The organism is Streptacidiphilus sp. EB103A, assembly GCF_041261405.1.
In the GTDB taxonomy this organism is placed as follows: Bacteria; Actinomycetota; Actinomycetes; order Streptomycetales; family Streptomycetaceae; genus Streptacidiphilus.
Map to the genome: position 1 here is coordinate 1 of NZ_JBGCAQ010000023.1, position 13,988 is coordinate 13,988.

General features: G+C 72.3%; 6 protein-coding genes. 2 read left to right on the top strand and 4 right to left on the bottom strand.

Annotated elements, in window-relative coordinates:
* Window positions 1–3,140 (bottom strand): CDP-glycerol glycerophosphotransferase family protein (locus tag ABH941_RS32405; protein ID WP_370133158.1); only part of this gene is annotated, 3,140 nt, incomplete at its 3' end.
* 211 nt (window positions 3,141–3,351) lie between these two features.
* Between ABH941_RS32405 and ABH941_RS32410 the strand changes: the two genes are divergently transcribed.
* A complete protein-coding gene (locus tag ABH941_RS32410; protein ID WP_370133159.1) occupies window positions 3,352–5,559 on the top strand; it encodes a CDP-glycerol glycerophosphotransferase family protein in 2,208 nt (735 codons plus the stop codon).
* A gap of 30 nt (window positions 5,560–5,589) precedes the next feature.
* On the opposite strand, the gene ABH941_RS32415 is transcribed toward ABH941_RS32410, so the two are convergent.
* Window positions 5,590–6,519 carry a class I SAM-dependent methyltransferase gene (locus tag ABH941_RS32415; RefSeq protein WP_370133160.1) on the bottom strand — a complete coding sequence of 310 codons (930 nt, stop codon included), beginning with the start codon at window positions 6,517–6,519 and terminating at the stop codon, window positions 5,590–5,592.
* Window positions 6,520–6,627: 108 nt separating this feature from the next.
* On the bottom strand, window positions 6,628–8,943 hold the full coding sequence (locus ABH941_RS32420; RefSeq protein WP_370133161.1) for a CDP-glycerol glycerophosphotransferase family protein: 2,316 nt from the start codon (window positions 8,941–8,943) through the stop codon (window positions 6,628–6,630).
* A gap of 242 nt (window positions 8,944–9,185) precedes the next feature.
* Between ABH941_RS32420 and ABH941_RS32425 the strand changes: the two genes are divergently transcribed.
* Complete coding sequence (locus ABH941_RS32425; RefSeq protein WP_370133162.1) at window positions 9,186–12,722, top strand: CDP-glycerol glycerophosphotransferase family protein; 3,537 nt, start codon at window positions 9,186–9,188, stop codon at window positions 12,720–12,722.
* Here the strand turns inward: ABH941_RS32425 and ABH941_RS32430 are convergent.
* A complete protein-coding gene (locus ABH941_RS32430) occupies window positions 12,656–13,942 on the bottom strand; it encodes a hypothetical protein (protein ID WP_370133163.1) in 1,287 nt (428 codons plus the stop codon). The two genes, ABH941_RS32425 and ABH941_RS32430, sit on opposite strands and share 67 nt — an antisense overlap.
* Window positions 13,943–13,988 lie beyond the last annotated feature (46 nt).

Consider the following 13,988-nt stretch of genomic DNA (forward strand, 5'->3'; position numbering starts at 1 on the left):
GCGGCCAGGTCCAGTTGCAGGTTCAGGCGCAGGATGTTGTCGAAGCCGAGCTGGTCCTCGCGCCAGGTGGGGGCGTACAGCACCACCGTTTTGCCCTCGGGCAGGCCGAGGTGTTCGCGGATGGCCTGGGCGCGTTTGTCGCGGTCCGGGGCGTGGAGCTGGTCGGTGCGCGGCAGCCCGGTCTCCAGCACGGTGCCGGTGTAGCGCAGCGCCCGGCGCAGCACCGGGGTGCTGGGCGGGTTGGGGGAGACCAGCAGGTTCCACTGGGCTGCGCCCTGGTCCAGGGCGTGGAGTTGGTCGGGGTCGGCGTACCAGTCGTTGTCGAAGTCGTGGCCGATGCGCTTGACGGGGGTGCCGTGCCAGGTCTGCAGCAGGGTCTGGCCCTCGCGGCGCTGGATCCAGGCGGGCAGGGGGGTGTTGGTGACCAGGTAGCGGCTGGTGGCCAGGGCCTGGTACCACTCGGGGCTGTGCAGGCGGATCGGGGTGGCGGTGGGCGGGATGTCGGCCTGGAGGTCGTCGACGACCCACAGGTGCTCCAGGGGGGTGCCGCGGCGGATGAGTTCGTGGTGGATGGCGCGGGGGGAGTCGGCGTAGGGGCCGCCGTCGAAGCTGTTGTACAGGACGGCGGGGCGCAGGGGCTGGGTGCGGGCGGCGGGGTAGCTGTCCTGGCGGAGCCGGCGCTGGTGGTAGGGGCCGGCTTCGTGGCCGGTCAGGGAGTCGGCGGCGGTCAGCAGCAGGCAGTCGTACCAGCGGCGGGCCAGGGTGACGCTCTTGCCGCGGGCCTGGACCTGCTGCGGGACGCTGGTGTGGGCGCGCGGCGCGAGGTGCAGTTTGATCTCGTCGGCCTGGTGGTCGCCGAGGCGGGCCAGGAGTTCCCATTCGCCGGCGCGCAGCGGCAGTTCGCCGCCGTAGACGTCGTTGGGGTAGGCGGGCAGCTGGGCCTGGAAGGTGCCGTCGGTGACCTGGACCCGGTGGGTCTGCGCGCGGCGGGTGTGCTGCTTGTGGCGCAGCACCAGGTCGAAGTGGTGGCTGCCGGCGACCGGGTAGCTGCCCTCCAGCAGGAACGCCGACCGGTCCGCCGGCACCGAGACCGCCTCGACCACCGGCTGCACCCGCTGATCACAGATCTGCAGATAACCCCGCGGCGAGGAGCGGACCAGCAGCGCGCGGTCTCCCGGCCGTGCCGGTGCGCCGTCCTTGACCAGGGGGAACTGCACCGATGACGGGCTGTCAGCCCCCTGGTCGACGACCAGGGGGAGTGTGCTGTCGTCGGAGAGCAGCAGCTCGGCGGTCCAGTGGTCGATCTGCCGGGTCCGGGCGCTGGCGCGGATCTCCGCCTCCTCCAGCCGGACCTGCTCCAGGGCGGCCGGGTCGATCCGGGTGGTGAAGGGCACCCTGCCGTCGGCCTCGGCGCCCAGCTCGACCGGGTAGAGCAGCTTCCTGCTGCTGCCGTCCTCAGTGTGCCGAACCTCTATCCGGACCGCGTCCAGGCCCTTGCGCGGCTTGATCGAGCCGCTGAGCTCGATCAGTCCGTCGACGGCCCTGGCCGAGGACACCCGGGCCTTGACGGTCTCGACCCGCAGGCCGAGGTGCTGGTCGGAGATCTCGGGGATCAGCCGTACGTCCTGGTTCACCCAGAACGGGGTGGGCACCTGGCCGGAGCCGGTCAGCCCCTCCTTGATCCGGGTCCGCCGCGGACGGCCGGCGCCGAACTGCGCCAGGGTCACGCCCCAGCTGCCGTCCTTCCACTCGCCGCGCTTCTTGAGCCGGTCCGGGTTGACCGTCACCGACCAGCCGGACCAGTCGGCGTGGTGGAACGGCAGATTGCGCTCCCGGGCGGTCACATCGGGACGTCGCACGGTGCGGGTGGGCAGCAGCAGGGTGCGCTTGCTCTTGCCGCCCTGGCGCAGAACCAGCGCGCGGACGGAGTCGTAGCGGTGCTCGGCGCCGAGGTTCTTCTGGAAGGCGTGGCCCTCCAGCCTGAGGGAGCCGTCCTGCCAGGTGATCTCGTCCACGGTGGCGTGCAGGCCGACGGCGGCGACCAGGGTCGCCACCGCCTCGTCCAGCGGCGGGCTGTCCCTGAGAGCGGGGTAGTCCGCCTTGGGACGCAGCGTGCCGCGGGTCGGGATGGCCCGCGGGTACTCCTTCTCGAACTCCAGGATCGCCAGGATGTCGGCCATCCGGCGCTTGGCGGTCAGCCAGAACTTGATCCGCAGACCCTCGGCCAGCTTGTTGAGGACCGTGGGCTCGATGTCCTCCAGGATCGGCCCGACATGGTCGAGGAACAGCTCGCGGTACTCCTCGTCGGCGATCGGCAGCGCCCGGAAGAAGATCAGCATCTCCTCGACCAGGACGTTGTGGTCGTAGGAGCGCAGGTAGGTGCGGAACTCCGGGTCGGACGCGGACTGGGCCTTGAGGAACTCGCGGACCATGCTGATCGAGGCCATTCGGTCGATCAGACCCTTGGGGTCGGTCCGGTTCTGCGTGATCGACCTGGAGCCGACCTCGCGCATCCGCCACAGGTAGACCGGCTCGGCCAGCACGTCCACCGACTTGGCGAGGTAGTGCAGCGGCACGCTGACCGGGGCGTCCTCGTAGAGGATGCCGGGGTACTGCATGGCGTGCTCGTCCCAGAAGCTGCGCCGGTAGACCTTGTTCCACGCGGTGCGGTCGGTGACCAGCGCCGGGAGCTCGCTGATGTGGGTCTTCAGCTTGGTCGAGGCGAACGGCGCGCGGTGCACCCAGGACGGGTTGGATCCCACGGCCCGGAAGCGGAGCACATTGCCGGCGACGAAGTCGGAGCCGGTCTGCTCCAGCGTCTCGATCATCAGCTGGTACGAGTTCGGCGGGACGATGTCGTCGCTGTCCACGAAGGTCAGGAACTCGGCCTCGGGGTCGACCGCCGCGGTGCCGGTGTTGCGGGCCGGGCCGAGGCCCTTGTTCTCCTGCTGGACCAGGCGGAAGCGGGCGTCACGTCGCGCGAAGGCCTCGGCGATCTCGGCACTGGAGTCCGTGGAGCCGTCGTCGACCATGACGACCTCGAAGTCGTCGAAGGTCTGTGCTGCGAGGGACGCCAGGCACTCCTCCAGGTACAGCTCGACGTTGTAGATCGGGACGACCACGGAGAGGCGGGGGGCCATGAGGTGCGGCGGGCCTTTCTGGGACAGGGCGACACGGCGGATGTACTTGACAGCTGATCGTCCGCCTATGGGCCTTCACCCTATCTGGCCGACCGATGCCAGGCACCCGCTGTTCGGATGCACGACACCCGCCGTTCGATCGGATGGCGTTCGGCAAGACGCCCACCGATTCGGGACGGTTCCCGGGGGTCGAACGCTAGGGTGGTGCACCATGCCCCGGTTCAGCATCATCGTGCCCGCGTACCAGGTCCAGTCCTACCTCGGCGCCTGTCTGGACTCCGTCCTCAAACAGTCCTACCGGGACTTCGAGCTGATCGGGGTGGACGACCGCTCGCCGGACGGCAGCGGCGAGATCCTGGACACATACGCCGCCGCGGACCAGCGGGTCCGGGTGCTGCACCTGCCCGAGAACGTCGGCCTGGGCCGGGCCAGGAACGCCGGGATCGAGGCGGCCACCGGCGACTACCTGATCTTCCTGGACAGCGACGACACCCTGACCGAGGGATCGCTCCGGGCGATCGCGGACCGGCTCGACGCCACCGGCGAGCCCGAGGTGCTGGTGTACGACTACGCCCGCAGCTACTGGGACGAGCGGACCGTGCGCAGCCGCGACGGTGCGGCCGGGGCGTTGCGGACCGGTGTCGGCCGGGCCGAGGTCTTCACCGCCGCCGATCGCGAAGACATCCTCAATCTGCTGATGGTGGCCTGGAACAAGGCCTACCGCAGGGACTTCGTCGAGCGGAACGGCTTCCGCTTCCCGGCGGGGTACTACGAGGACACTCCGTGGACCTATCCGGTGATGCTGTCGGCGGCCACCATCGCCACGCTCGACCGGGTGGTGGTTCACTACCGGCAGCGCCGGCAGGGCGGCAACATCCTGGCCACGGTCAGCCGCAGGCACTTCGACGTCTTCGCCCAGTACGACCTGGTCTTCGCCTTCCTTCAGGAGCGCCCCGAGCTGCACCGCTGGCTGCCGCTGCTGCACAAGCGGATGGTCGAGCACTGCCGCACCATCGGCAACCACCCGGACCGGGTGCCGCCGGAGGCGCGCAAGGAGTTCTTCGAGCTCGCCGCCGAGGCCGAACGGCGGCACCGGCCGGAGGGCGCCCCCGCCCTGGCGGTGGGCGGCGACTGGAAGCAGCGGCCGCTCGGCCGGCTGGCCCGGACCGCGGGCCGGACGGTGAACGAGATCCGGCCGGTGGCGGCCAAGGCGGTGGCGCAGGGCCTGCTGACGACCTACCAGGCCGCCCAGCGGAGGCTGCCGCTGAACCCGCAGCTCGCGCTGTTCTCCTCCTACCGGTACCGGCTGCCGGCCTGCAACCCGGCGGCGATCCAGGCCAAGCTGCAGGAGCTGGCCCCGGAGATCAGGTCGGTCTGGGTGGTCGAGGCGGCGCGCCGCAAGGACGTCCCCGAGGGGCTGACGGTGGTGTCGCCCGGTTCCCGGGAGTACCGCGAGGTGGCCTCCCGGGCCGCCTACTCGGTCAGCAACGTGCCCTTCGCGGACAGCGCGCCCAAGCGCGAAGGCATGGTCTACCTGCAGACCCACTGCGGCACCCCGGTCAAGCGGATGGGCACCGACCTGCGCGACTACCCGGCGGCCGGCTCCTCGCTGAGCTTCCACGCGATGCTGCGGCGGGTCGACACCTGGGACTACAGCCTCAGCGCCAACCACTTCTCCTCGCAGGTCTGGGAGCGGGTCTACCCCTCCGACTACCAGAACCTGGAGTACGGCTACCCGCGCAACGACGTCTACAGCACGGCCGGCGCCGCCGAGGTGCTGGCCGCCCGCGAAGAGCTCGGCGTCAAGCCCGGGCAGACCGTGCTGCTGTACGCGCCGACCACGCGTGAGTACCGCGCCAGCTACCGGCCCGGTCTCGACCTGGCCCGGCTGGCCCGCACGCTGGGACCGGACTACGTACTGCTGAACCGGACCCACTTCTTGGACCGGGAGAGCCCGGCGGGATACACGCCGGTCGACGCCCCCGGGGTCATCGACGTGAGCGGCCACCCCTCGGTCGAGCGGCTGGCCCTCGCCGCCGACGCGCTGATCACCGACTACTCGTCGCTGATGGTCGACTACGCCAACCTGGACCGGCCGATCATCGTCTTCGCCGACGACTGGGAGGTCTACCGCCAGACCAGGGGCACCTACCTGGACGTCTTCTCGGGCCGCCCCGGGCAGAGCCCCGGCGCGACCGCGAGCAGCGAGGAGGAGCTGACCGAGCTGCTCCGCTCGGACGAGTGGCGCTCCGGCGCGAACGCCGCGCTGCGGAGCGCCTTCCGTGAGCGCTTCTGCGCCCTGGACGACGGCCGCGCCGCGGAGCGCGTGGTCCGAACCGTCTTCCTGGGCGAGAGCACCCCGCTGCCGGTGATCCCGCTGGCGGAGCGGACCACGGCGCCGAGGCCCGAGGAGCTCTAGGCCTGCGGCGCCCACGGCGCCGACGGTGCGTCAGCTGCTGCGCCTCCGGCGCCGGTTCACGGCCCGGACGGCCAGCGGCGGGAGCAGGTCCGCGGCCAGCCGCCGCAGCCGGGGCCGGCGCGGCGAGGCCGGGGCCGTCTCCTGGGCGGTCCGGACGGTGGGCCGCAGCACCGACGGGCTGTGGAAGCGGGAGGCGGGGAACGCGGGCGGCTCCCCGTTTCCTCCCAGCCGGACGAAGGTCTCGCCCGCGATCGTCGTGTCGATGGTGTGGCGTCCCGGCCAGGTCCCGACGATGGCGCGCAGCGCGGTGACGGCCGGCTCCGGGTCGCCCCAGGTGCCGTAGAACTTCTGCGAGGAGAGGCAGATGGGATGGAGGCCGTGCTGGAACACGGCCTCCCACGCGGCGGCGGCCACCTCGGGGGTGTGCTCGGCCCGGTAGTCGTCGAGGACGATCACCCCGTCCGGCGCCAGGGCCTTCCGGGCGACCTGGATGTCGCCGGCCACGTGCTCGTACAGGTGCGAGGCGTCCACATGCACGAAGCGGCAGCTGCCCGCCGGGATGCGGCCGTCGGCCAGCACCGAGGTCGGGGCCTGGATGATCTCGGGCAGCCGGTCGTGGAACGCCAGGTAGTTCTGCTCGAAGTTGACCCTGGTGAGCGTGGAGCGGTAGAACCCCGCCATCTCGGCGCTGTTGGCGTCGTCCGCGGCGTCCGAGTCGAAGAGGTCGCAGACCGTCAGGATCTCGTCCTGGCGGAGATGGCGGCCCAGCAGGGTCGCGCTCTTGCCCAGGTAGGCGCCCAGCTCCAGGAGGTCGCCGTGGACCTCCCGCTGGTGGTCGCCGAGGAACCAGTCGAAGAGCAGGCGGTCGTTGGCGAAGAACCAGCCGGGTATGTCGTCCAGCTGTTCCGGGCGGGCCGGCGCCGGTGAAGAGGCGGGGGAGGGGGCGGTGGCAGAGGACACTCTGAACGCTCCGAGAGGTGGGGGTGGGCGACTCGGGGTGGTGCTGGATCCCTGGCGGGTGACCCTACCCTCCCCGCAGGGGAAATGGACAGGTTCTTCACGGTCTGCTCACTGACGGGCCGTAGCGTCCAGGGCGCCGGCGGCGGAGCGGTCGTCCTGCCGGCCGATCACGGTGCTGCCCTCCTCGGCGAGCAGCCGCAGCGCCTCCCGCGGGGAGGGGGCGTGGGCGCGGTCGGCGAGCGGCAGCACCGCGGGGACGTCCTGCCCGTCCAGGAACAGGGTGCGGACCACCCGCTCCGCGGCCAAGCCGTCGTCGTGGGTGCAGAAGCGCTCGCGGAACGCCGCGCGGAGGCCCGCCGAGTGCTCGCTGTCCCAGGCGCCGGAGCGGAACGCCAGCGCCAGGGTGTCCTCGTCCGCGGTCACCAGCCCGGGGGTCTCGCCGGGGCGGCCGGACAGCAGGTCGAAGTAGACGCCGCGGATCTCCCGGTACACCTCCCAGTCGGGGGCGTGGACGACGATCGGCCGGTCCAGGTTGGCGTAGTCGAAGAGGATCGACGAGTAGTCGGTCACCAGGGCGTCGGAGGCCAGCATCAGCTGCTCCACGCACGGGTGCTGCGACACGTCCCGCACCAGCCCGCGGCGCTGCAGGTCCCGCAGGGACGCGTCCTCGCCGTAGAAGTAGTGCGCGCGGACCAGCAGGGTGCAGCCGTCGCCCAGGGCCCGGCAGAGCCGGGCGAGGTCCAGCTGCGGCCGGAACTCCCGCTGGTGGTCCCGGTGGGTGGGCGCGTAGAGGATCGCCGTGTTCCCGGCCGGGATCCCCAGCTCCTTCCTGATCCGCAGCACGTCGGCGGAGGTGGCGGTGGCCAGCACGTCGTTGCGCGGGTAGCCGGCCTCCAGGTTCTCGAAGCTGCCGGGGAAGACCCGGTCCCACACCTCGGTGGAGTGCCGGTTCGAGGACAGGCTCAGGTCCCACTGGCCGGCCATGGCCATCAGCCGGTTCCAGTTGACCCTGGCCGAGCAGGCGGGGTGGTCCAGCTGGTCCAGACCCATCTTCTTCAGCGGAGTCCCGTGATGGGTCATCAGGAAGCGCTGCCCGGGGCGCTTCGGGTGGACCAGGCCGAGGCCCGAGTTGGTCACCAGCCAGCCCGCCCTGGTGGCGTACCACCAGAACCTGGGGGAGCGCAGCAGCACCTGGTCGGTACCCGGCGGCGCGGTCTCGGCGCCCTTCTCGGTCAGCACCCACACGCCGCGGACGCCGGGGGCGAGCCGCCGGGCGCAGGCGTGGATCGCGCCGGGGTTACTGCCGGTCGAGGCCCCCCAGTAGGAGCAGTAGAGCGCCAGGTCGCGGCGGATCGGCAGCATCCCGCCGATCCGTCGGGCGGCCCTGACCGCGTAGCCGGTGGCCCGCCGGCCGACCCGCTCGCGGCTCTCCCGCAGGCGCTTCCGGGCCCGGTCGAGCAGCTGGCCGGCCAGGAACGCCGGGCGTGAGCCGGTGATCACGCCGCGGGCCCGCAGCCCGCCGAGCCCCGGCAGCCCGCCCGCCGCGAGCCGTCGCCAGCGGGCGCAGCTGTCGGCCGCGGTGCGGAAGAAGGCGGCGGCCTCGGAGCGGGAGGCGGTGCCGGGGCGGGCCAGCTCGTCCAGGACTGTGCGGACCATCCGCTCCAGGACCAGGCGGGCCAGCGCCGGATCGCCCTGGACCCGGTTGAGCAGCTCCTCGAAGTCCCTCAGCGACGCCGGGTCGCAGGGGCGCCGCGTGGCCGGGACCCGGGGGTCGCGCTGGATCCGGCGCACCAGGCACAGTTCGGGGGTGGTGGCGACGGTCGTCGCGTCCAGCAGCGAGCGGTAGGCGAAGACCAGCTCGGAGTCGGCGCCGGGGAGCGGTCCCGGACCGTGCGGGGCGCAGAAGTCCCGGCGCAGCACCCGGTTGGCGCGCAGCGGCGGCAGGCGCAGCAGCGCGGGCCGAACGGCGGGTCCGCCGACAGTGGTGCCGGTGCCGCCGCCCGGTTGTGTCGGCAGCACCACGCCCTTGGCGGGCTGCGGGCGGCCCTGCCAGTCGTCGGTCCGGTGCGCGAACACCAGCACCTGGGGGTCGCCGGCGGCGGTGAGGGCGCGGTCCAGCACCGCCAGGGCCTCGGGGGTGAGCACGTCGTCGGCGGACAGCAGCAGCAGGTACTCGCCGGAGGCCCGGTCCGCGCCGAGGCGCAGGGCGGCGTCCTCGTCGTCGGGCCGACGGGAGGTCAGCATCAGCACCCGGGCGTCCAGCCGGGTGAACTCGGCGGCGATGGCCGCGGTGTGGTCGGTCGACGCGGTGTCCACCACGATGAGCTGGACCTCGCCGAAGGACTGCGAGAGCACGGACTCCAGACATGTCCTGAGGTGCCGTTGGGCGTTGCGGGCCGGAACGATGATGCTGAAGCGGGGCATGGGAATCCGTCGTGTCGAGGGCCAGGCGGGGCACGGCTGGGCCGGAGGGTGGCGTCACGGCCTGCATCGACAGCGGAACGTAGTGATCTGGTAACATTCTGTCAAATCTGGTGCGCTGTCCAGACGATGCGCCCGGATTCACCTGAACGGGCGAGGGCGGGTGACCTTCTTCCGAGCGCCCGGGTTGGACGTCCGACCGGGGATTCCCCGGTTCCGCGTCCCGCCCGGAACAGGTTGCCGCCATGTCACCCCAACTCAGCGTCATCGTGCCCGTCTTCAATGTGCGGGACTACCTGGCGGACTGCCTGGACTCGATCGCCGCACAGACCATGGCCGACCTGGAGGTCGTGCTGGTGGACGACGGCTCCACGGACGGCAGCACCGAGATCGCGGAGGAGTACGCGGCCGTCGACTCCCGGTTCCGGCTGGTGCGCAAGGAGAACGGCGGCCTCGGCAGCGCCCGCAACCTGGGCGTCCGCTCGGTCCATCCGGACAGCAGGTACCTGGGCTTCGTCGACAGCGACGACGTCCTGCCCCGGGGTGCGTACCGGTACCTGTACGAGGCGCTGGAGGAGAGCGGCTCCGACCTGGCGACCGGCAATGTGTACCGGCTGCAGGCGGACCGCCGGGTGCAGAACCACCAGCACGCTCATCTGCGCGAGACGGTGCTGGGCACCCATGTCACCCGGGAGCCGTGGCTGCTCACCGACCGGATCGCCTGCAACAAGCTGTTCCGGCGGGAGTTCTGGGAGCGGCACCGGCTGGCCTTCCCCGAGGGCGTCCTCTACGAGGACATCTCGCTGACCGTCCCCGCGCACTTCCTGGCGGAGGCCGTCGACGTGGTGCACCGGCACGTCTACTACTGGCGGATCAGGAGCGGCTCCATCACCCAGCGGGCGGCCGAGGCGCAGGGCGCCCGCGACCGGATCGAGGCCGTCAACCGCACCAGCCGGTTCCTCGCCGAGCGCTCGCCGGTCCATCAGCGGACGTTCGAGCAGCAGACCCTCTCCTATGACTTCCGCTTTCTGCTGGACGCCTTCCCGCAGGCGGGCGAGGAGTACCGGGAGGCGGTCGTGGCGGGCGCCGCCGCCTTCGCCGAGCGGCTGGCGCCGGAGGACTTCGCCGAACTCCCGGTCGACCTGAGGGCCAAGTGGGAGCTGATCCGCGGCCGACGCACGGCGGACCTGCTCGACCTGTTGCTGCTGGAGCAGCGCAGCCACAACGGCTTCGAGGTCGCCGGAGCCGTCCGGCGCCGGGCCGTCTACCGCACCGGCTCCGGCGAGCCGATCGCGCTCCCGGCCCGGACCGTGGCTCTGCGGAGCGACGAACTGCCGCTGCTGGCCAAGCTGGAGGAGGTGCGCTGGTCGCCCGAGGGCCGACTGGAGCTGCACGGCTGCGCCTATGTCGACAACCTTCCGGCCGGCTCGCCGCTCACCTCGCTCCGGGCCGCCGTACTGACCGGCCCGGACCGGCGCCGGACGCTGCTCCGGCTGCGCAGCCGGCCGTCGGTCGCCGCCGGACGGGGCTCCGGGCAGGAGCTGCACGACCACGCCGGCGCCGGCTTCCTGCTCTCCGTCGACCCGGAGCGGTTCAAGCTCGGCGGTAAGTGGCAGGCCGGCGCCTGGACGCTGCGGGTCGCGCTGGGCCGCCCCGGTCTGCTGCGGCACGCACCGATCCGGCCCGCCGGCGCCAACGTCGACTTCACCCGGGTCCGGCCGCTGGACGCGGACACCCTGCTGAGGATCGGTTTCGACAACGGGGCGCTGACGCTCAGGGTCGAGGAGGTCCAGGCCAGGATCGACGGCCATCGGCTGGTGGACGGCTGCCTGGAGATCACCGGCCGAGTGCGCGACAAGCACCGGCCGGTCCGGTTGACGGTCAATCAGAAAGACTCCGAGGCACGGGTGGAGACCCCGGTGACAGTCGGGCAGGCCGAGGCCGGATGGCGAGGCTTCACGGCGGCCGTGCCGCTGGACGCGGTCGCCTCGGTCGCGCCGGTGACCGAGGACGGCCCGCACGAACTGGCCCCGAGGTCGGTCGACGGCTGGTGGTCCCGGCTGGTCACCGAGGGCGGAGCGCAGCTGGTCGTCACGGCCCTGCCCGGGCTCGCCGCCGGCAGCTACCCGCTGCCGCCGGGACCCGGTGGACCGGATCCGCGCCTGGGCGACCAGCTGCAGCTGCTGCCGGGCACCGAGGGCCAGTTGGTGCTGGAGCGGACCCGGCGCCCCACCGCCGGGACGCTCTCCTGGACACCGGACGGGCGGCTGGAGATCGCCGGAACACTGCCGGCGACCGCCGGGCCGGTGCAGCTGGTACTGCGCCACAGCGGGCTGCACGAGGAGGTGACCGTCCCGGTCGAGCATGCGGACGGCCGTTTCACCGCCGCCCTGGACCCGGCCGCCCACCCCGGGCTGGGCGGCGAGCTCCCGCTGCGCGAGGGGCACTGGTACGGCTTCCTGCGCCGCACCGGCGCCGACAGCAGGGACGGCGAGCTGTCACTGCGGCTCGCCACCGCCGCCCAGGCCGGGCTGCCGCTGGAGCGCCCCGGTGCAGGACGGCAGTTCGCCGTCATCGCCTGCTACCGCGACATGTTCGTGCTCAGCTCGGCCGCCGCGCCCGGCTTCGAGGCGCAGAGCCCCTACCGGATCCGGCAGCTGGCCCGGCAGGCCTACCCCGCCGCCCGGCGGCTGCCGCTGCGCGACACCGTGCTCTACAGCAGCTTCGACGGACGGCAGTACGGCGACGCGCCACGTGCCATCCACGAAGAACTGCTGGGCCGTGGCAGCGAGTTGCGGCACCTGTGGACGGTGGACGACGAGCAGGCGCCGCTGCCGCCGTCAGCCCGGGCGGTCGCCCTGGGCGGCCCGGAATGGCATCAGGCGCTGGCGACCTGCCGCTATCTGGTCACCAACACCCAGCTCCCGTCCTGGTTCCGGCGCCGGGAGGGCCAGACCGTGGTGCAGTGCGGCGCCGGGGTTCCGGTCAAGCGCACCGGCCTGGCCTTGCGGGGTTCCGTCTACGCCGACCACAGTCGGCTGGCGGAACTCTCCGAGCAGTCCCGGCAGTGGAGCCTGCTGCTGGCGCCGAACCGGTCCGGCGCCACGGCGCTGCGCCGGACCTGGGACTTCCAGGGCGAGATCCTCAGCGACTGCTCCCCGCGCACCGACCTGCTGCACGCCGAGGACCGGGACAAGCTCGCCGAGGTGCTGCGGCGCCGGCTCGACCTGCCCGAGGGCCGGCGGACCGTGCTGTTCGCGCCGACCTTCCGCGACCACCGTGCGGTGTCCGGACGGCCGTTGCGCTACGACTTCACCCCCGGCCTGGACCTGACCTCGTTCGCCGAGGCCCTCGGCGACGGCTACCGGGTCCTGGTGCGCCGGCATCCCGACACGGTGTCCGCGTTCCCGATCGGCGGAGCGGTCACCGACGTCAGCGCCCACCCGGACGCCGTCGAACTGCTGCTGCTCGCCGATGTCCTGGTCACCGACTACTCCTCACTGGCGGTCGACTTCTGCCGTACCGGCCGGCCGGTGCTGTTCTTCACCCCGGACCTGGACCACTATCGGGACTCGGTCCGCGGCCTGGAGATCGACCTGCCCCGGCACAGCCCCGGCCCGCTGCTGGGGACCCAGGAGGAGCTGCTGGAAGCCCTCCTGGACCTGGACGCGGTGGCCGCCGCCCACGCCGAGCGCTATGCGTCCTTCCGGAAGGCCTACTGCGGCGTGCTCGACGCGGAGGGCGCCCGCCGGGCGGTCGACCGGATGCTGACCCTCGGCTGACCTGTTCCGAGCTCGTCGGGCCGGGGCTGCGGCAGGGTCACATCGTCGGACTGCCACACCTGCCAGGCCCCGTAGCCGATCGCCAGCCCGAGCACGGCCCAGGTGAGCAGCCCGAGGAACAGCTCACCGTCGCTCCACCGGGTCACATGGACCCGGTACCAGGGGAAGCCGCCGCTCCAGCGGGTGTAGATCAGCACCAGCAGCGAACCGCCGAGGACGTTGTACCAGAGCCCCGGCCACAGGCCGACGACCAGCATCGCGGGCGCGGCCCAGGCCAGGTACTGCACGCCGCTCGCTGTCGACAGGAACAGCAGCGCGGAGAGGGTGAGCCCGGTGACGACGGGCAGTTCCTTCGGCCGCTTCCAGGCCAGCACCGCGCCGAAGGCCATGACCAGGGCGACGACCGGGAGATGGCCGCTCCCGTAGAGGAAGTCCAGCACCGGCCTGGGCACCCCGAGCCAGCGGCCGGCCTGCAGCAGGCCCCACTGGCGGTCGCCGCCGCCCTGGTACTCCAGCACGTTGCGCAGCAGTCCGCGCGGCTCCAGCACCAGCGCCGGGCCCCACAGCACCGCGAGGGTCGCCAGCAGGCCGGCCAGGAAGCGCCGGGCGGCGCCGGGGCCGATCCTGAACGCGCCCACCAGCAGCAGTGGGAGGGCGACGACCGGCGGAAGCTTGACGCTGATCGCCAGCGCCGCGGCGACCCCGGCCCAGACCGGCGACCCCAGGTCGGCCAGCAGCAGCACCGAGACCAGGGCGAACATGACGCACAGCGAGTCGGTGTTGCCGTGGTAGGCGGAGACGCAGACCAGCACCGGACTGGCGGAGAGCGCCACCGAGCACCCCAGCGCGGTCGGCAGCCGCTGCCGACGCCGCGTCAGTTCGAAGACCACGACGGCGGAACAGAGGTCGCCGAAGCAGGGCGGGATCCGGATCAGGGTGGTGAAGGCGACGCCGTGCCTGGCCAGATGTCCCAGCAGCAGCAGGACCAGGCCGGTCAGCGGGGGGTGGTTGTAGACCGGGAGTCCGCGCCGGAGGCGTGTTCCGTAGATGTGGAACGGCCCGACCCGGAGAATCGCCTCACTGAATCCATGGAAGAACTGCGCGTCCGCGGATCCGACCGTGTGGGCGGCGATATCCAGTTTCAGCAGAAAGGCGATCAGGGCGACGGCGATGGAAAGGCCCCGTGCCAGCCGCAGCGGACGCGACTTCAAAAAGTTCATGTCCAGGACCAACGACCACGCGAACCGTCCGGCAACGTTCCCGGGG